We start from the raw sequence: 19,915 nt of genomic DNA on the forward strand, positions 1-19,915 counted from the left end.
GTCGACCTCCAGCGTGTTGACGGGCATCGATGCGAGGTGGTCAACCCAGCATGAGGCGCAACAGGGTCGTTCTGACTGTTCTGGGCGGGTCCCTGCTCGGAGGGGCTGCACTCTGGATCGTCGCCGATCGCCTGGCTGATGCGCTGTTTCAGAGGGTGCGTCCAGGTATCGAGGCGCAGATTTCAAAGCCCCTCGGCCACCCCGTCAGCATCGGCCGCTATCGCGGCCTCGGTCTGCACGGACTGGGTGTGGGCCCCGTACAGGTTCGCCAAGGCCCACTGGACCGGTCGACCGCCGAGATCAACCGCATCACGATCGGCCTTGATCCCCTGGCCAGCCTGCAGCGACTCAGGCCAGTTCTCACTGTGCGTGTCAGAGGAGCCGATGTCGATCTGCGCCGCAATGACGATGGCGCCTACTGGGTTCCTGGCCCTCTTCCAAAGCAAGGAGATCCACCCCGCCTGGATCTGCAGGTGCGTGTCAGCGATCCCGCCAGGATCAACATCGCTCCGGCCGGACTGAGCCTGACTGCTGATGGCTGGAGCGGCATCCGCCTCGATGAGCACAGGGCGGATGCCTTCCTCAAGATTGTTCTTCCCGACAAGGGACGCATCACCGTCAAGGGACGTGGCCGCTGGGTGCGCCCGGAGTTTCAGCTCACGACCCGACTGGAACGGCTTCAGCTGGCCCGATATCAGGGCCTGCTGCCGTCGAAGCTGCCTGTTGAGATGAAGGGGCAGCTTGGTGGCGACCTGCGTCTGGGCTGGAGTCGGGGACGAGCCAGCTGCGGCGGGGGAGTGTCTCTGCAGGGAGCCCGGTTCAGCGGCCCATCAATGGAGCACAGGCTCGAGTCTCCTCAGCTGCGCATCAGTTGTCGTGGGGACGTTCTCAGGGTCATGAACAGTCGCTGGAACTACGGGCCCTACCGAGCCTCCCTCGGAGGCAGCGTACGTCTCAACCGTTCCTTCGATCTGAAGGGAGATCTGCAGGAACTGAATCAGAACCGCAATCTGGCTTTTCAGCTCGATGGTGACTGGCGGCAACCGCAACTGCGTCTTGATGGCCTCTGGACTCTGCCCAACTCGATTCCTCTGGATGGACCACTCCGCTTGGGAGCGCAACTGAGCGCTGACTGGCGGGACCTTCAGAACTGGACGGCAAGTCTGGATGAGCTTGAGCTCAAGGGCTCTGGCCTGGATGTGAAGGCCAGAGGAGGTCTGCATCCTGAACTGAAGGTTGCGACCCAGCGTCTTGCGATGTCTGAGCCCGCCTGGCAGCGCCTTCCGCTTGCCGCGACTCTGCTCGGCACCTCAGCGCCGCTGGAGGGAATGCTGCAGTTGAGCGGTGAACCCCTCAGGCCCCGGATCGCCCTGGCCATGGCGCAGGCAAGCAATCCTTTGCTGCAGTCATGGTCGCTGCAGGCCGCCTGGTCTGCGAAATCCGGGCTGCTCAGGCTCGAGCAGTTCCTCAGCCCTGATCTCACCGCACGGGGCAGGTTGCCGCTCAGCCTGGTTGCAGGCGGGTTGAAGCCAGGTCCACTGGAGGCCGATCTGCGTCTCGACTCCTATCCCCTCAAACGCCTGGGGCCGCTACTGGGCACGGAGATGGATGGAACGATTGCAGCCTCCGGCCAGCTGAGCGGCCCGCTCGATGCACTGCGGCCTGATCTGCTGCTTGCGGTGAATCATCCGCGGGCGGGCGCTGTGAGACTGGTGGAGGACTGGACAGGAACCTTCCGAGGCGCATCCGGCGGAGGAGGAGTGCTGTCGATGGCTTCGGTTGGATCGGTCATAGCCGGATCACTGGAGGCCAGCCTCGGTGCGAACTGGCTTCCAACCGATGTGATGCTGCGCCGCCGCAACGGAGAGCTTCAGTTCAGGGGAACACCGGCTGCCTACGAGTGGAGCGCACGTGATTTCAGCGTCGATGGACTGGAACTGGTCCTTCCTCCCAGGAAACGCTGGGAAGGGGTTTACGGCCGCCTGAGCGGTGATGGAACTCTTGGGCTGCAACCTCTTGCCATGACCGGCGATCTGAGCATCGGCCGCCCTGGCGTCATGGGACTGCAGCTTCAGCAGATGCTGCTTTCCGGACGTTACTCAGATCGTCGTTACACGGTCACGGGCGAAATGCTGCCGCCCGATACCGGTCAGATCACCTTGGATGCCGAGGGACGGCTTGATGGGCCTTTCAAGGGTCAGGCCGTGGTGCGGGGGCTGAGCGCACGCTGGCTCAGCAACAGCGCCCTCAGCCTGACAAAACTCAATCAGGATGCCCCCCTGCAGCAGGGCTCTGCAACCGATCTGGGCACACTGCTGGTCAACACATTCGGCGGCAATCTGGATGGACAACTGCAGGCTTTGCGCAAGGCCCGGAAGGCCTTGCTGGATGCGCGTTCGCAGAACCGCGACCGTGAACCCTTCCGCCTCGAAGATCTGCGCGGTCAGCTGGATGCGGTGATCGATCTGACCGGTCCCCGGATCAGTCGTCTCAATCTCGATCTCAACGCCCGGGGACATCTGTGGATCGAGGGAGATGACGCTGATTACGCCCTGCAGGTGAAACCCTTCACCGCGAGAATTAACGGTCCCCTCCAGGGAGGCGAGGGCCAGTTCTCGCTTGCCCATCTGCCTTTCAGCCTCCTGGCACTGGTGGCTCCCGTGCCGAGGTCACTGATGGGAGCCCTCGGCATGAGCGGCACCTACCGCCTTGACGGTGTCAATGCGGCGGTCAGCAGCGAGCTTGTCCTGGAAGACGCTCGGGTCGGCCCCAATCCGATTGCCTTGAGACGGGGGCAGGTGCTGCTGAGTGATCAGGCCCTCACCCTTGACCTGGCTCTCGTTTCAGAAAATTCCACTGAGCCCGTGACCGTCACGGGGCGGATTCCCTTCGCGGCTGATCGCCCCCTTGATGTGCGCATCGTGAGTCTTGGAGATGGCCTCAAGTTTCTGACCGGCCTGGCCAACGACAACGTGTCATGGGACAAGGGTGATGTTGATCTGCGCCTGTTGCTCGGCGGCACGCTCACGGCTCCTGAGGCCAACGGCTACATCGTGATCAAGGATGTTGCCTTCAAGACAAGGGGGCAGAGCCTTGCCAAGGTCAATGGCTCGATGCTCTTCGACTTCGACCGGCTGGAAGTGCAGTCGCTCACGGGACGTTTCGGCAAAGGTGGCGAGCTGAAGGGAAGTGGTGCTCTGGCGCTTTTCAGCCCCTACCCCGAACCCGAACCCCTGCGCATCCAGCTTGAGAAGGCCCGCCTCAAGTTTCCCAATGCCGACGTTGAGCTCGGAGCTGACCTGATGCTCACAGGAGCGCTGGTGAAACCCGACATCGGCGGGATTCTCCAGATCAGCAATGGCGCGATCCGGCCTAACCGCTCCCTTCTCTCACGGGTGAGAAACAGGAAATCAAATAAGGATGTCTCCAAGAAGGACGTATCCGTTGATGAATTGCTTGAAGAGCAGTGGGATTTCAGGGAGCCACTGCTTCTTCGGGGTGCGGAGGTGGAAGCGGCAACCAGCCGTTCGATCAAGTCATCACTGCCCAAGCTGCCGTTCATCGGATTCCGCGACCTGCGTCTCACACTCGGCCCCAATCTGAAAGTTGAAAGGCTGCCGTTCTACAACTTCACCACGGCGGGCCTGCTCACCGTCAATGGAGCTCTTGATCCCAGTCTCGAACTGCGGGGGGTTGTGCAGTTGCTGTCAGGTCGGGTGTCTATGCCCTTCTTCACCACAACCTTCAACCTGGATCGCAACGCCGCGAATGTGGCGGTCTTCACTCCATCCCTTGGGCTGATTCCCTACGTGGACGTTGCCATGGTCACCAGGGTCTCCGACAACGTGACTATCAACAGCGACAACGAGACTTTCAGAAGCTCTGTTTTTGATTCCAATGGTCTCGGCAATCTCGGTGCAGGAGGTCAGCTGCGGCTCATCAAAGTGATGCTTTCCGCCACCGGGCCTGCCGATCGCCTGGCCCAGAGCATCCAGTTGCGCAGCACTCCCGCCCTCCCCGAACCACAGTTGCTGGCTCTGATCGGCGGAAACTCCCTGGCCGGTCTTTCCGGAGCCGGAGCAGGTGCTGCACTGGCAGCTGTTCTGGGACAGTCGCTGTTGTCGCCGGTTCTGGGCACGCTGACCGATGCCTTCAATCAGAGGCTGCAGTTCGCTCTTTATCCCACTTACGTCACACCGGTTGTCCAGAATGACGAGGAGCGCGTTTCCGGTCAGGTGCCGCCTCAGCTCGCTCTGGTGACCGACATGGGCGTCTCCATCACTGATCGCTTCGATTTTTCCGTCCTGGCGGCTCCGAATCGCAACGACATTCCTTCGCAGGGAACCCTCACCTATCAGATCAATCCGAATTTCAGTCTGTCCGGTTCGGTCGATACACAGGGCACCTGGCAGAGCCAGCTGCAGCTGTTCATGCGCTTCTGATTGATGCCTGATTCATGCGTTCTGGGGGTGGATCTCGGGGGAACCGCCATCAAGCTCGGTCTGTTCAGCCGCGACGGGGAACTGCTGGCGGACCATCAGCGCCCTACGCCTCAACCGGCCACACCGGGTTCGGTCTGCGTTGAAATCGTCGAGGCGATCGGGAGTCTCGATCCTGACGGTCTGGCATCCATGGTTGGGATTGGTTTGCCAGGCCCCATGGATGCGGATGCGCGTGTCGCGCGTGTCTGCATCAACCTGCCCGGCTGGGAAGAGGTTCCCCTGGCCGCATGGTTGGAACCACGTCTCAAGCGCAGGGTCACCCTCGCCAATGACGGCAACTGTGCCCTGGTCGGCGAAGCCTGGAAAGGTGCGGCCGTTGGCTGCAGCGATGTGGTGCTGCTCACGCTGGGAACCGGAGTTGGAGGCGGGGTGATGCTCGGGGGCAAACTGTTCACAGGGCATAACGGTGCTGCCGCGGAACCGGGGCTGATCACGTTGTTCCCTGAAGGACCCGACTGCAACAGCGGCAACAGAGGCTCTCTCGAGCAATACGCCAGCATCACTGGCCTGGGTCGGCTCAGTGATGCTGAGCCCTCTTCGCTGGCGATGGCCGCATCCAGGGGAGATGAGCAGGCCAAGGCGCAGTGGGAGCGCTACGGCCAGCTTCTGGGGACGGGTATCAGTTCGCTCGTTTACATGTTCACGCCTCAGCTGGTGCTGTTGGGCGGGGGGCTTGCCGGTGCCAGTGAGCATTTCCTTCCAGCCGTGCGTCGTGAAGTCAACACCCGTGTTCAGGCGGTGAGTCGGGAGGGTCTCCAGATCAAGCCCTGTGCTCTCGGCAACGGTGCAGGTCGACTGGGCGCAGCTCGCCTGGCGATTGATCGTCTGCGCTCCAGGCCGTCGCTCCAGGCGGGATGATGGAGGCCGTTTTGTCGTGTTGCCCGTGCAGGTCGTTCCCGACCCCTCTCCGGAGCTTCTGTCTTTGGCGGCGGGCCTGCGCCGGGCTGCCACCGACCTTGGCCTGACCAGCGACAGTCAGCGCCGTGAAGCTCTGCTGGCGATGGCTGATTCGCTGCGGGCTCACTCCAGCGCAATCGTCGCCGCAAACCGGACCGATTGTGAGCAAGCCGAACGGAGCGGCCTGGCTCCCGCCCTCATGGCCCGTCTCAAGCTTGATGTGACAAAGCTTGAGGGAGCGGTCAGCGGTCTGCTTCAGCTGGCGGAGCTCCCGGATCCCCTCGGCCAGCGTCAGTTGCATCGCGAGCTCGATGACGGCCTTGTGCTCGAACGCGTCAGCGTTCCGCTCGGGGTCGTGGGTGTGATCTTCGAGGCCCGTCCGGATGCCGTGATTCAGATCGCCTCGCTCGCGATCCGATCCGGCAACGGGGCGATCCTCAAGGGAGGGCGTGAAGCTGAGTGCACCAACAAAGCGGTCATGGCAGCTCTGCAGGAGGGGCTTGTCGGCACGTCGGTCTCTCACAAGGCCCTCGCCCTGCTCACCACCCGTGAGGACAGCCTTGCACTGCTGAAACTCGAGGGTCTGGTGGATCTCATCATTCCCAGGGGCAGCAACGAACTGGTGCGCTTCATTCAGGACAACACCCGCATTCCGGTGCTCGGCCATGCCGACGGTGTCTGTCATCTGTATGTGGATGCCGAGGCGGACCCGGATCAGGCTGTGACCATTGCCCTTGACAGCAAGGTGCAGTACCCGGCTGCATGCAACGCAATGGAGACCCTGCTGGTTCATGCCGATATCGCCGGGATCTTCCTGGAGAAGGCCATCCCCGCCTTCCATGCCGAAGGTGTACGGCTGCTCGGCGATCCGGCCGCCTGTGCTCTCGGGATCAGCGAGGCCGCGGCGGCGGAGGACTGGGACACGGAATATCTGGCGCTGACCCTGTCCGTTCGTGTTGTGGACGATCTCGATTCGGCTCTGGAACACATCCGCTGCCACGGTTCACGCCACACCGAGGCGATCGCAACCCGCAATGTCAGCACCGCGGAGCGGTTCCTGCGTTCAGTCGACAGTGCCGGTGTTTATCACAACTGTTCCACGCGCTTTGCTGATGGTTTCCGCTACGGGTTCGGAGCGGAAGTGGGCATCAGCACCCAGACCCTTCCCCCGCGCGGGCCCGTTGGTCTGGAGGGGCTGGTGACCTATCGCTACCGGTTGCGTGGTGATGGCCACACCGCTGCCGACTATGCCTCCGGTGCGCGTCGCTTCAGCCATGTGGACCTGCTGCGATGACCAATGTCACCCATCCACTCGACATCATCAGGGTCGATAATCTTCGCCTCTGGTCCCACGTGGGAGTGCTCGATCACGAGCGTGAACACGGACAGTGGTTCCGAGTCGATCTTGAGCTGCATCTTGATCTGAGCGCATCGGCCTCTGCCGACTCACTGGCGGCAACCGCTGACTACAGCCTGGGGGTACGGGCTCTCCAGCGTCTTGCTGCAGAGATCCGCTGCCACACGCTCGAACATTTCAGTGAACGCATGTTCGAGGAGCTGGAGGCGATCTACGGGGCTATGCCGATGCAGCTTCGGCTGAGTAAATGTCATGCTCCGATTCCAGGTTTCGCAGGTACGGTGAGCCTTGAGCGCTGGCGCCGCAAGCCGTTCTGATATGACCGCCACGGTGCCTTCTCGATCCCAGAGAACGCTGGTGCTTGTTCACGGTCTCTGGGATACGCCTCATCTTTTTCGGCGACTGGTGCGCCGTCTGGAGCAGCATGGTGTTCCGCTGCTCGTTCCCCATCTGCCGCACCGTCTCGGAGCCGTTCCTCTGAACACCCTTGCGCAACAACTCGACGCTCACATCCGCGACGGCTGTGGCGATGCCACCGAAGTCGATCTGCTTGGGTTTTCGATGGGGGGGATCATCGGTCGTGTCTGGCTGCAGCAGCTGGGTGGAGCACGACGCACCCGCCGCTTCGTGAGTGTGGGCAGTCCGCAGCGGGGAACGTTCACCGCTCAGTGGATACCGCCGTGGTTATTTGCAGGGCTCGCCGACATGAAACGAGGCAGCCCTCTGCTGCACTCTCTGAATAATGATGTTCAGGTCCTCAGGGAACTGGATTGCATCAGCTATTACTGCCGATGGGATCTGATGGTTGTTCCTGGCTGGCAGGCCCATCTGCCTGTGGGTCGTGTCAGCAGTCTTCCCGTGCTCACCCACCAGCAGTTGATGTCACATCCCCTTGCTCTTGATGCTCTGCTGACGGCGCTTCTGGCCGACTGATCGGTTCTCGAACACTGACAGCCTTTGTACTAATGGGCACACTTTGGATGTCTTCCAAGTAGTGCCGCGCATGTGCTTTTCGGCCTCTGCAAGTTTCACGGCGTCGGCCGTGCTGGTCCCCCTCGGGCTTTATTCACATCATCTGGCGACCCGTCACGAGCGTCCTGATTACAAACCTCTGGCTCTGGTTCCCTTCTTCTTCGGGGTGCAGCAGTTCATCGAGGGACTTGAGTGGACAGCCATTGACGGTGGCAACATCGAACCTCTTGCCACCCTGGCCGGACTCGGTTTCCTGTTCTTCGCCTACTGCTTCTGGATGATCTGGATCCCATGGAGTGCCTGGTCGATCAGTCGAAGCACGGAGTCCACCGGCCTGCAACGACGGCTCAAATGGGTTGCGATCGTGGCCACGGTGCTTGGCGTTGCCTTCTACGTACCCATGCTCTTCAATCCGCCGGCGATTCAGCCAGCGGTACAAAGCAATGGACGACTGCTCTACGACATCTCCAATCTGCACAGCATCCTGCACAACTTCGTGAACACCGAGCCCGTCGGTGAACTGGTGTACTGGGGCTTCATCGTGCTTCCGCTGGTTGCACTCAGCGACAAGGCCGTGAAACTGTTCGGCGTGCTCATCTTCGTTTCGATCTTCCTCACCTGGTTGACCTACAGCGCAACCTTCAACTCGGTCTGGTGCTTCTACTGCGCTGTGCTGTCGATCATGGTGATCTGGATCGTCAATCGCCCCCATCTGCGTCAGGCCTGAAGCTGATGGCTGATCAGATCTTGGCATCACTGGAGTCCATGGGTCAGCTGCTGCTGGCCATGGATACCGGTGTCGGTCTGATGTTCGGCGTGGGTGTGTCGATGTCCGCGTCTCATCTGTTCGCCTTGCTCGCCAACCGGCTGACGCCAAGACAGATCTTTCTGCACATGATTGTGGATGCCCTCGTGCTGAGTCTGGCCTTCATGGTTGGAATCCTCTGCCACAGCCTGATGCTGATGCTGCTGGAGGGTGTCCCTCTGCAACCGATCACGTTCGCCAATCGCATGGGCGCAGCCATGTGGCCCGGTTTGTTCTACGTGCTTGTGGCAGCTCCTTATGTCAGTGATCTGATTGCGGTGACCTTGCTGTCGTGGATCCATCTCAACGTGATGCTGCTGTTGCAGGCCGTTTATGACATCCCTCTGCACACGAGCCTTGTGGTGGCGCTTCCCGGCTTTGTGCTTGCACTGTTGCTGGTGGGTCTGCTGTTCGCACAGCGCTGGCGAACCAGTTACGAGATGCTTGCCCGAGAGGTGTCAGCACTGACGTCGCCATGAACGCGTCTTCCTCGTCTGAAACCTCTGCAGCAGTGCAGCATCACCGTCGGCGACTCAGGAAAGTCCGACGTTGGCTGGTTGTGGTGCTGGTCTGTGTCGTCATGCTCGGCCTTCTTGGTCTGACAGCTGTTCGCCGCGATGCGGCCTCACTTCTGCAGCCTGAGTCACTGCTGGAGTTGCTGATCTGGTTCGGGTCGGTGCTTGTGGTGTTGGTGGCTCTCGCCGGGGTGTATTCAGTGATGGTGGATTTCGTCTTCTGGGAAGGCTGGATGAACGGCCTGCCGGACCCCAGCCGACTGTTCACCGCCGATGAAGAGGCTTCCGGTCGACATCAACACTATGTCGTCTATCTCGACGGAATTCATCAGAGCGAGGAAAGCCACCCACCGCGTGTCAGCGACTTCCTCGGATGTCTGGAGGAGTCGATTGCTGAAGACACCATGCTGGTGAAAGGCATCGAGGCCTACACGATCACCAATGCCGGGCTGCGTTCAACCACATTTGCCGGTTGGCTCTGGCAGCGACTGTTCGCTCTTCAGGAGCATCACCCCAACGGTCTTGTGCGTTTCATCTGCGCCTTCTGCGTTCAGGCGAACAACGTCATCAAGGTCGGCATCTCCTCAGATCGCCGTTACGGGCCGGTGATGAACTACGAGCTGGCCTTGAAGATCGCTCGTCGTCTTGATGCGATCGGCTTCAGGCCCCATCAGGCGTCCCGCATCATTCTTGTTGGGTACAGCGGCGGTGGTGAGATGGCGATCGGAACGGCTGAGATCCTGCAGCAGCTCTGCCGTGTGAGAGTGCAGGTGATCACGATCTGTGGTGTTTTCAGCGGCAACGGCGAACTGGAGTCCGTCAATGATGTGGCGATGGTGGTGGGCAGCCAGGATCCCGTTGCGGCTTTCGGAAGGATTGCCTACCCAGGCCGCCTGTCTTTCCTGCCGTTGTCAAACTGGAACTGCTGGCAGCGCCATCATTCCCTGCAGCGCTACATGATCGAGGGAATGAGTCATAACGGTTCGTCCGGGCCCTTCTCCACAGCGTTTCGGGGCGCCGTGGTGGAAGCCATCTGCAGAGAGCTGGAGCGTTCGTTGCTCAGCCCCCCGCAGAGAATTCCCCATTGAGTGCTCTCACCAGTGTGAAAGGGCTGTGCCGTGGCTGGCTTGCTGTCAGCCTTCGCAGAGCGCCATGACGTGACTGGCTGTTGTGGCAGAGGTCCTGGGGCAGCTGGTCCAGGGAGAGGCGGTAGCGGCTCACGCTGTCATCCGTCGCCTGCAGACCCGATTCCAGTTGTTGATGAAGCTGACGCTGCAGTCGCTGCCGCCACAGGTCTCCGAGCGTCAGGGGAAAGAGATTGGTTCGTCCGGTGATGGCCTGCTCCAGCAGGGCCGTGGAATCAATGCAGAAACCCAGTGCTCCGTATCCACCCATATGCAGGTGACTGAACCTGGCTTCACTGTTGTGAACAGCTCCCATCAGCTCGCAGAGATCGAGGGTTTCAGCCAGTTGTTCCCCTCTGAGTTCACTGGATTGATAGGCAACCGTGCCGTTGCTTCGGTCGTTCTGCCAGGGACGATGCAGTTCGTTGAGGGCGGCCCAGCCGTTCAATCCCTCAACGCCCTGGTAGTACTGCAACAGAAGCGGGGAGCTCAGGGGAGGCTGCAGTTCCAGTTCCAGGGAGGCATGGGGCATCAGCGCCTGGATCTCTTCACCTGTTTCATTGATCAGCCCGGTTCTGTAGGGCACTGCCAGCGGGATCTGCACCCACTGTTCTCCGATGCGCGTGCAGGCACCGAGGCCGAAACTGGCCACGCTCGTGCGGATGCGTGCGCAACACTGCCAACCCTGGTTGCCGAGGTGCTTCAGCAGTTCACGGCCGCTGCTGACCCCTTCGAATCGGAACGGTTCGGCTGCCGTCACTGAATGGTCCAGTCGGTTGCTCCCCAGCACGTTGAAGATCTGTGCAAGCAGACGGTTGCGCAGTCGCTCAGGTTCTGGCTGCACGTTGGGGAGTCCGCGGTTGCTCCAGGTCAGCACCCCTCCCATGGCACTGATCTTCGCCAGCGTTCCAGGCGGTTTCCGTTGAATAGCAGGCAGACTTTCGCCGGTATTCGCCGTCATTGCCCACAGTGCGTCGAGGGACTGCGGCAGTGTCAGTGTCTGTCCGGTGCTGCCGGGAATCTGTCGCTGACACCAGCGATCAAGCGCATTGAGTTCCGAGGCTTTGGAGACCGCAGGCAACATGTGCTGCAGATCATCGGCAAGGGTCGCCAACAGCAGCGGGCTGACCAGGTTGTTTTCCAGCAGGCTTCCCAGTCCGCGCAGATGCTTCGGGAGGTCTGCACTGCTCCCGCGCCATCGCCGCGGAAGCATCAACAGCAACGGCATCAGCCGTTGATGGTGCAGATCGCTCAGCAGCTCCCTGAGAAACGCTTCACGACTGATGCCTTGGCGCAAGCTGCTCTGCTCCAGAGCTTCACCAAGTTCAATCAGGGGGGCAAGTGCGGTGCCGTCTTCAGCTGACTGCCCCCATGTTGAACTGAGCCTGAGCTGATCGTCTGTCATCGCTCAGGTCTCGAGGGGGTCAGGACGTTGAGGCAGCCAGGCCGGTATGGCGGATGAGTGCCGCGCTGGTCGCATCCCTGCCGCGGAAGCGTCTGTAGATCTCCGCAGGCCGCAGACTCCCACCCAGGCTGAGGATGGTGTTGCGGAATCGTTCGCCGGTGGCAGCGACATCATCATCTTTCTCCAGGCCCACCTCTTCAAAGGCGGCGAATGCATCGGCGCTGAGCACTTCCGCCCATTTGTAGGAGTAATAGCCAGCGGCGTATCCGCCGGCAAAGATGTGGCCGAATGCGCAGAGGAAACGGTCTTCCTCCACGGGCTGGAGCACGCTTGTGGTTTCAGCGATGCGGCGACGGAACTGATCCGGGCTGATCTTCTGCTCAGGTGTCCACTGGCTGTGGAGGCGCAGGTCGGTCAGGGCGAAATGGACCTGCCGCAGCGTGCCATTGCCCTGCATGAAGGTGCGACTGCTGCACAACTTCTGATAATCGGCCTCCGGCAGAGGCTCTCCCGTCTGCCAGTGGCGGGCCATCCCCATCAGGGTGCTTCGATCCAGACACCAGTTCTCCATGAACTGACTGGGAAGTTCCACGGCGTCCCACTCCACGTTGTTGATGCCAGCGGCTTCCGGGTGCTCGACCGTGGTGAGCATGTGCTGGAGGCCATGACCGAATTCATGGAAGAGGGTCTCCACTTCCTCAAAGCTCATCAGGCTCGGCGTGTCGCCGGCGGGAGGCGTCTGATTGCAGATCAGATAAGCCACAGGCAGGGTGAGATCTCCATCGGCATTGCGCCGGCGGCTGAGGCATTCGTCCATCCAGGCACCGCCGCGCTTGCTGGCGGGACGGCTGAACGGATCCAGATAAAAGGCTGCCAGATCCTCGCCGCTGCAGTCCATCACACGGAAAAAGCGCACATCCTCATGCCAGATGGGCGCTTCGCCGTCTGCCGCCCTGATGTGAATGCTGAACAGGCGTTCGCAGAGACTGAAGAGCCCCTCGAGCACCTGGGGCAGAGGGAACCAGGGACGCAGGGCTTCCTGATCGAGGTCAAAACGTTCCCGTCTCAGCTGCTCCGCCCAGTGGCTCACATCCCAGGGAGCGAGTGAATCGGCTTCGGAAGCCCCATGGCTCAGGGCGCATTCACGCAGTTCCTGGAGTTCCTGCTGAGCCACAGGCATCGCTGAAGCCCTCAGTTCTTCCAGCAGCGATTCAACGGCTGCAACATCATCGGCCATCTTTGAGGCGAGGCTGAGTTCTGCCCAGCTGGAGTAGCCGAGCCGCGATGCCTGCTCACGCCGCAGTTGCAGGATCTCCTCGATCAGGGGTGCATTGTCGAGATCGCCGCTGCTGGCGCGGCTCACGTGCGCTTTGTAGAGCCTCTCCCGCAGTTTTCGGTCCTTGGCGTGAGTGATGACCGGGATGTAGCGCGGCATGTCCAGACCCAGACGCCAGGGGCCTTCGGCTGCGCTTGGTTCGGAACCGTCAGCTGCCTGATCACCGGCTTCCCTGGCTGCGGCAGCGAGGATCTCAAGGGCTCGCTCGGGAACGCCCCTGAGCTGAGCACGTTCATGGATCACCAGGCTCCACGTTTGCGTGGCGTCGAGCACATGGTTGCTGAAACTGGTGGAGAGGGCGGCTAATCGCTCGCTTGTTTTGTTGAAATCTTCCTGCGCATCGCCTCTCAGTCCGACGCCACGATGCTGCATCGAGAGAAGTTCAGCATCGAGGATGCGTGACTGTGTGCCGTCGAGAGTTTGAGCAGGAGCTGTTTTCAGCCTGCTCAGAGCTTCGTGCAGGACCTGGCTCTGACCGAGGCGATTGCTGAAGCGCACCACCTCTGGTTGCTGCTTCGCATGAGCTTCACGCAACTCGGGGGTGTTGCGAACTCCGCTGAGATGACTGACGACGCCCCAGCTCCAGCGGAGACGTTCCCCGAGCTGATGCAGGCTCGGCATCAGTTCGTCCCAGCTCAGGGGTGAAGGCGTGGCCAGCCGCTGCTGCAGCGATGTTTCCAGAGATTCCAGCTGTTCGTTCAGCGAGCTCAGGAGTGCGGGGATGTCCTTGTTGACCTGCTCGGGGTCAATGGCCTCGAAGCGAGGCAGGCCCTCGCCGCGAAGCAGTTCTGGAGTGCTCATGGATGATCAGCCGGTGGTGAGGAGGGCACGGGCAGCAACAACTGTGTGGCTTGCAAGATCGGAGGCCAGGGCATCGGTTGATGCCTCATAGAGATCCATGGCAATGCGTGGCCAGATGCCGATCACCAGTGTCGGAACAAGCAGCAGCAGTCCGATCACCACTTCCCTGGGTCGCATGTCCTTCACGAAGGCAAGGGCAGGAATTCGTGGTCCGAAAAACACTCTCCTACACATGGACAGTAGATAGATAGGGGTGAGAACCAGCCCGATGGCTGCCAGAACGATGGTGGTGACCCTGAAGAAGGTGGTGAAGCTTTCCTGACTGGTGATGCCGAGGAAAACAGTGATTTCGCTGATGAAGCCGCTCATGCCCGGGAGGGCCAGTGAGGCTAGTGAGCTGGCAAGGAAAAAAGCGAATGTGATCGGCAGGGCTTTGGCCAGACCTCCCATATTCGGAATCGAGAGTGTTTTGGTGCGTTCATAGAAACAGCCCGTGACGAAGAACATTGCTGCCGCGATCAGGCCGTGGCTGACCATCTGCAGCATGGCTCCACTCAGACCGAGAGCATCAACAGCGCCGATTCCGACCAGCACGAAGCCCATATGACTCACTGAGCTGCAGGCGATCCTGCGCTTCACGTTGTCCTGGGCGAAGGCATTCAGAGCGCCGTAAACGATGTTGACGATGCCCAGGATGATCAGGGCAGGTGCCAGCAGCAGATGGGCTTCGGGCAGCATCTGCACGTTGAAGCGCAGCAGTGCGTAACCGCCCATCTTGAGCAGCACTCCGGCCAGCAGCATCGAGACCGGAGCATTGGCTTCCCCATGGGCATCGGGCAGCCAGGTGTGCAGAGGGAAAATCGGCAGTTTCACACCGAAACCCACCAGGAAGCCCAGATAGCAGAGCAGCCCGAAGCTTCCACCCGGGGAGCGCCGGGCCATCTCCGTCATGTTGAGGCTGAAGCTGTCGCCAGAGTTGGCGATGGCCAGACCGCTGATCAGGATCAGCAGCGATGCCAGAGCTGTGTAGAGAATGAATTTGGTGGCTGCGTACTGACGGTTCTGACCACCCCAGATCGCAATCAGCAGATACACCGGAACCAGTTCCAGCTCCCAGGCCAGGAAGAACAGCAGGAAGTCCTGGGACAGGAAGACCAGGCCCTGCGCTGATGCCTGAACAAGCAGCAGCGCGAAATACAACCTGGATTTGTGGGTGATATTCCAGCTGGCGGCAACGGTCAGCAGCGTGACCAGACCACTGAGCACAACAAGCGGGGCCGAAAGTCCATCCGCTCCAAGCGACCACTCCAGGCCGATTGCAGGCACCCAGCTGACGCGTTCAACTAGTTGAAGCTGACTGTCAAGCGGGTCGTAATGACGGCTGAACGCAACGATCATCAGACCCAGATCCGCAATCAGAACCGCAAGGGTGAGATTGCGTGGGATCGGTGAGGTTTTCTGATCTTCTCCGGGGAGAAGAGGCATCAAAAGCGCCGCAGCTGCGGGAAGCAGCACGATCAGCGAGAGCCAGGGGAACCCTGCGTCGGACCCAGCCGACAGCGGCAGGTTGGCGTCCATGGAACTCCCAGAATTGTGATTGAACTTATCAGCTCCAGGGCCTCTCTTGAGTACTTCTACCCAGATCAGCGCTCAGCCCGTCTCCCTTGGCTGCCAGTGACTGCCAGCGGTCTGAAGGCTCAGCAGCGGTGCACGACTGGCCACACCCACGGACTCCCATGCCTTCACCATGGCCTGGCTCACGGCTGCACCGTGTTCCTCGCAGCAAAGGGCCAGAATGCTGGGGCCGGCACCGCTGATGGCGCATCCCCAGGCTCCGGCAGCCAGGGCGGCTTCCTTGACCTCCTGTCCACCCTTGATCAGTCGCCAGCGGTAGGGCTCATGCAATCTGTCGTGCATCCCGTCGGAGATCAGGTCTCCGTTGCCGGTGCGCAATCCCTGGAGCAACAGGGTGAGCGCGCCGAGGTTCACCACCGCATCGCCCACCGGAACGGCCTTGGGCATGGCACGCCGGGCTTCGCTCGTGCTCAGCCTGATTGCTGGAATCGCCACCACAGCCTTGACACTGTTCATCCATTCGCAGCGCACGACCCGCCAGCGCTGTGAGGCGGCCTTGGCTGTCATGCATAGTCCGCCCAGAAGCGATGGCACGACGTTGTCAGGATGACCTTCGATATCGATTGCCAGCTCCAGCAGTTTCTCCCGACTCAGAGGTTCTCCAACCAGGGCATTGGCTCCCACAAGACCTGCCACGATGGCGGTGGCACTGCTGCCTAGCCCCCTTGCCGGAGGGACGGCCAGACGCACCCTTGCCTCCAGAGCCACGGGCTCTTCGCCGGCGGCTTTCCAAACACGCTGAGCAGCTCTGTAAACGAGATTTTCAGCACCACCGCGCAGATGTGAGCCCTCCTGCCCTTCGATGATCAGCTCAAAACGCTCACCGTGGCCCTCGATGCGCCGCATCGTGAAGCGATTGTTGAGATCCAGGGCGGCGCCGAGGCAGTCAAAGCCCGGCCCGATGTTGGCGGTTGTGGCCGGTACATCCACCACAACGGTTTGACCTATGCGCGGCTGCGCCATCCCTGTTGCTCTACTCAGGCCAGTGTCCCACCCGACTCCTCGAGATCACGTGCCCGGCAGGCAGCACTAAACAATCCCGCTTCGGGATCAATGACCGCACGGATCGTCAATCCTTCGATCAGGGAACGAAACCGCCCTTTGGAACGCAACGGCTCCAGAAACTGCTCGGAGCTGAGGCCATCCAGGTTCTTGGGGGCGGTTCCCCCTCCGATCCACAGCCCTCCGATACAGAGTTCCTGCAGTGCCAGATCGCCGGCGACCGATCCATAGGCTCCGAGCCAGAGATTGAGTGCTTCACTTGCCAGAGGGTCACCGTCCGCGGCAGCTTTGCCGGTGAAGGACGGGAGATCCACGTAACCGGGTTGACCGGCTGGGATGGTGCGCCATGCATGGGCGTGATCACGCAAACCATGCGCAAGTCCCGTCTGACGGTTGAGCAACCAGTTCATGACATGTCCGAGTCCTGTGCCGCTGACAATGCGCTCGATGGACAACCGTTGCAGTCCGAGATCCTGTTTCAGCCATTGCGTCAGTTCCCATTCCGCATCGGTTCGCGGTGCGAATTCCCTGTGACCGCCTTCGCTCGGAATGGCAAGCCATCCACTGGCTGCGGGCAGTCCGCGCGCCATGCCAAGGCCGGTTCCTGCACCGAGAATGGCCACCGGACCGTCCTCCACTCCAGCAGGTGCCGGTCTGGATCGGTCACGGCCTGTCTGCAGAACCACCTGCTGCTCGTTGCTGAAATGGGGAAGACCATGGATCAAAACAGCGAAGTCATTGACCAGCTCAAGGTGTTGCAATCCCGTTGCTGCTGATAACGATGACTGACTCGTCCGCCAGGGCAGGTTTGTGAGCCTTGCGCTGCCCTGATGTACAGGACCTGCCACGGCGATGCAGCTGCCGGCCGGTTTCGCCAGCTCCGCAGGCGTTTGCTCAAGAAAATGGCTGAGCATCGACTCGAGGTTTGGCCAGTCCGCTGATCTGTAGCGGTGGTTGTGCTGTTTCCTCAGCTGCCCGTCGATCTCTGCGTAAACGCACAGAAGTGTTTTTGTGCCTCCAAGATCGCCTGCCAGGAAGGTCTTGGCTGCCATGGATGCTGCTCAGGGCTGCTGCTTTCAGGCTGGAGCTGGCTGCGTCACCCGGCAACCAATTGGATCTGCCGCGCGAAAGGATGACGGAAGGTCAGGCAGTGGGTTCAAACAGATCCAGTGGGAGAGGCCCCCAGGTGGCACTCGGCTCAGTGTTGTCATTGCCGTGACCACTGATCAGGATTCCTTCCCCCAAGCCGTGTTCAATGCGCAATCTGGCGCTCAAAGTCTGTTGATTGGCTTTGAGATAAACCGGACCGGAAACCTCGGTATCCGTCATCAATTGATGAGTCGGCCAGGCCAGGTGCTGCTCCAGCTGGCGCAGCGACTGAACAGCCTGATCTGCGCTGCAAGCCATGATCCCCGCGGTGAACCATCGATACAGGGTCATCTGCGCCTGAAGTTCAGAGATGATCAGATTTTTTTCGCTTGCACTGAGACATGGTGCAGTTCTCAATCGGTTCAGGTCACTCAGTCTCATGAATGCGCTGTTGCGGCGAGAGTCTCCTCAGATTTGCTGGTGTTGGCTTGATTGCAATAATCGATCAGCTCGTTGACAGGTAGTTCTCCAAGATCCCCATTCTTTCTGCTTCTGAGACTGACGGTGTTGTTTTCAACCTCTTTGGCTCCAATCACTGCCAGCACTGGGATTTTGGCTTTTTCGCCATTGCGGATCAATTTGCCGAGGCGCTCGCCTGATTCATCAACAGTGGCTGATATGCCTTGATTCAGTAGCTTTGTCTGAATGCTTTCAGAGAAGTTTCTTGCTTCATCACTCACCGGAAGGATTCTGACCTGTTCTGGAGCAAGCCAGAAGGGAAACTCACCGGCGTAATTTTCAATCAGGATCCCAATGAAGCGCTCAAAACTACCTAGGACCGCTCTGTGGAGCATCACCGGTGTATGTCGTGACCCGTCTTCCCCGATGAAACTGGCGTCGAGTCGATCTGGCATCGAAAAATCAACCTGAATGGTTCCGCACTGCCACACTCTTCCCAGGCAGTCCTCCAGAGAGAATTCAATTTTGGGACCATAGAATGCTCCTTCCCCTGGGTAGAGCTCCCACTCAAGATTTTTGTTCTCTAGAGCATCCTGAAGTGCCTTTTCAGATTTATCCCAGACTTCATCGCTGCCAACTCTTTTATCGGGACGTGTTGACAGCTTGATGGAAATTGTGTCAAAACCAAGTGTTTTGTAGACATCAAAAACAAGGTCGATGAATTTCGATACTTCTGACTGAACTTGATCTTCTGAACAGAAGATATGTCCGTCATCCTGAACAAAGTTTCTGACTCGCATCAAGCCATGAAGTGTTCCAGATGGCTCATTTCGGTGACATGAGCCAAACTCGGAGAGTCTGACTGGCAAATCTTTGTAACTGCGTAGGCCCTGATTGAAGATCTGTACATGGCACGGGCAATTCATCGGCTTCACCGCGTAATCTCTGTTCTCCGATGAAGTTGTAAACATGTCCTCCTTGAATTTGTCCCAATGTCCTGATTTTTCCCAAAGTGTTCTATCAACGATCTGAGGGGTGCTGATCTCCTGGTAGCCCGATTCTCGCAGTCTTCTTCGTATATACTGTTGTAGTTTTTGATAGATAGCCCATCCCGGGGGATGCCAAAACACCATGCCAGGTGCGTTGTCCTGGATGTGAAACAGTGAGAGTTGTTTGCCGAGGCGACGGTGATCTCTTTTCTCAGCTTCTTCGAGTTGCTTCAGGTGGGATTTGAGCTCTTTCTCCGTTCCCCAGGCAGTTCCGTAGATCCTTTGAAGCATCTGGTTGTTGGAGTCGCCTCTCCAGTAGGCGCCAGACACTTTCATTAACTTGAAATGTCGTAAATGTCTTGTGTTGGGTACGTGTGGTCCGCGACACATGTCTGTGTATTCCTCATGGTGATAAAGCTTTATGGTTTCTCCATCAGGAATCTCTTCAACGATTTCCAGCTTGTAAGGCTCTTCTCTGGATTCAAATGCTTGTTTTGCCTGATTGCGGTTCACCACCTCCACATTGACTTCATAGTCTTTGGCAATCAGCTCTTTCATTCGCTGTTCTATTGCTTCTAAGTCTTCAGGAGTGAAAGGTTTTTCATAGGCAATATCGTAATAAAACCCGTCCTTGATGACAGGACCGATTGCCATCTGGGCATTAGGATAAAGCTGTTTCACTGCATGCCCAACCAGGTGAGCAAAAGAGTGCCTGATAATGTCAATTCCTTCAGCATCTTTTGCTGTTAAAAGGCGCAGGTCAGCGTCTTTTTCGATCGGCATTGCCATGTCCAGTGATTCACCATCAACCACTCCTGCAACAGCTGCCTTGGCCAGTCCCGGGCCGATTGATGCCGCAACGTCTGCGATGGTGACAGGCCCCTCGAAACTTTTGGTGGTTCCGTTTGGAAGGGTGACGACTGGCATGGATGCGTGAGTCCTGAGATCTGATCTGATGGCCGCTGCACTAGCCGGCAAGCCGCAGTCATCTTATTGGTGGAGGTACGCTCTCAAAAGAACCAAATCC

Annotated in this window: 15 protein-coding genes; 8 read left to right on the top strand and 7 right to left on the bottom strand. The window is 59.5% G+C overall.

Annotated features, from left to right (window positions below):
• Positions 1 to 50: 50 nt before the first annotated feature.
• The 8 genes from SIB83_RS12640 to SIB83_RS12675 all read left to right on the top strand — a co-directional run bounded on the left by SIB83_RS12640 (position 51) and on the right by SIB83_RS12675 (position 10,136).
• Positions 51 to 4,442 carry a translocation/assembly module TamB domain-containing protein gene (locus SIB83_RS12640; RefSeq protein WP_413746008.1) on the top strand — a complete coding sequence of 1,464 codons (4,392 nt, stop codon included), beginning with the start codon at positions 51 to 53 and terminating at the stop codon, positions 4,440 to 4,442.
• 3 nt (positions 4,443 to 4,445) lie between these two features.
• Positions 4,446 to 5,360, top strand: coding sequence for an ROK family protein (locus SIB83_RS12645; RefSeq protein WP_413746009.1), 915 nt, complete (start codon positions 4,446 to 4,448; stop codon positions 5,358 to 5,360).
• Between the two features lie 25 nt (positions 5,361 to 5,385).
• Complete coding sequence (locus SIB83_RS12650) at positions 5,386 to 6,693, top strand: glutamate-5-semialdehyde dehydrogenase (protein ID WP_413747381.1); 1,308 nt, start codon at positions 5,386 to 5,388, stop codon at positions 6,691 to 6,693.
• Positions 6,690 to 7,073: a dihydroneopterin aldolase gene (locus tag SIB83_RS12655; protein WP_413746010.1), complete on the top strand. Its 384-nt coding sequence runs from the start codon at positions 6,690 to 6,692 to the stop codon at positions 7,071 to 7,073. The genes SIB83_RS12650 and SIB83_RS12655 overlap by 4 nt, the downstream gene beginning before the upstream one ends.
• 1 nt (position 7,074) lies before the next feature.
• Positions 7,075 to 7,689, top strand: coding sequence for an esterase/lipase family protein (locus SIB83_RS12660; RefSeq protein ID WP_413746011.1), 615 nt, complete (start codon positions 7,075 to 7,077; stop codon positions 7,687 to 7,689).
• Positions 7,690 to 7,759: 70 nt separating this feature from the next.
• Positions 7,760 to 8,455 (top strand): DUF6629 family protein, encoded by a 696-nt coding sequence (locus SIB83_RS12665; RefSeq protein ID WP_413406359.1) that lies wholly within the window; start codon positions 7,760 to 7,762, stop codon positions 8,453 to 8,455.
• A 5-nt stretch (positions 8,456 to 8,460) separates the two neighbouring features.
• Complete coding sequence (locus SIB83_RS12670) at positions 8,461 to 9,012, top strand: hypothetical protein (protein WP_413746012.1); 552 nt, start codon at positions 8,461 to 8,463, stop codon at positions 9,010 to 9,012.
• Positions 9,009 to 10,136 carry an alpha/beta hydrolase gene (locus SIB83_RS12675; RefSeq protein ID WP_413746013.1) on the top strand — a complete coding sequence of 376 codons (1,128 nt, stop codon included), beginning with the start codon at positions 9,009 to 9,011 and terminating at the stop codon, positions 10,134 to 10,136. Before SIB83_RS12670 ends, SIB83_RS12675 begins: the two co-directional genes overlap by 4 nt.
• Here SIB83_RS12675 and SIB83_RS12680 read toward each other — a convergent pair.
• From SIB83_RS12680 to thrS, 7 genes are all read right to left on the bottom strand, one after another.
• A complete protein-coding gene (locus SIB83_RS12680; RefSeq protein ID WP_413746014.1) occupies positions 10,108 to 11,577 on the bottom strand; it encodes an ArgR family transcriptional regulator in 1,470 nt (489 codons plus the stop codon). The two genes, SIB83_RS12675 and SIB83_RS12680, sit on opposite strands and share 29 nt — an antisense overlap.
• 19 nt (positions 11,578 to 11,596) lie before the next feature.
• Complete coding sequence (locus tag SIB83_RS12685; protein ID WP_413746015.1) at positions 11,597 to 13,714, bottom strand: M3 family metallopeptidase; 2,118 nt, start codon at positions 13,712 to 13,714, stop codon at positions 11,597 to 11,599.
• Positions 13,715 to 13,720: 6 nt separating this feature from the next.
• Positions 13,721 to 15,292 carry an NAD(P)H-quinone oxidoreductase subunit 4 gene (locus SIB83_RS12690; RefSeq protein ID WP_413746016.1) on the bottom strand — a complete coding sequence of 524 codons (1,572 nt, stop codon included), beginning with the start codon at positions 15,290 to 15,292 and terminating at the stop codon, positions 13,721 to 13,723.
• A 72-nt stretch (positions 15,293 to 15,364) separates the two neighbouring features.
• Entirely contained in the window at positions 15,365 to 16,312 is a 948-nt protein-coding gene (gene thrB / locus SIB83_RS12695) for a homoserine kinase (RefSeq protein ID WP_413401688.1), read from the bottom strand.
• Positions 16,313 to 16,326: 14 nt separating this feature from the next.
• Positions 16,327 to 17,403 (bottom strand): glucokinase, encoded by a 1,077-nt coding sequence (locus SIB83_RS12700; RefSeq protein ID WP_413746017.1) that lies wholly within the window; start codon positions 17,401 to 17,403, stop codon positions 16,327 to 16,329.
• Positions 17,404 to 17,494: 91 nt separating this feature from the next.
• Positions 17,495 to 17,881: a DUF1824 family protein gene (locus SIB83_RS12705; protein ID WP_413746018.1), complete on the bottom strand. Its 387-nt coding sequence runs from the start codon at positions 17,879 to 17,881 to the stop codon at positions 17,495 to 17,497.
• Positions 17,878 to 19,815 carry a threonine--tRNA ligase gene (thrS, locus tag SIB83_RS12710; RefSeq protein ID WP_413746019.1) on the bottom strand — a complete coding sequence of 646 codons (1,938 nt, stop codon included), beginning with the start codon at positions 19,813 to 19,815 and terminating at the stop codon, positions 17,878 to 17,880. Before thrS ends, SIB83_RS12705 begins: the two co-directional genes overlap by 4 nt.
• Positions 19,816 to 19,915: the final 100 nt, after the last annotated feature.

Source organism: Synechococcus sp. MIT S9507, from assembly GCF_047304715.1.
Lineage (GTDB): Bacteria > Cyanobacteriota > Cyanobacteriia > PCC-6307 > Cyanobiaceae > Synechococcus_C.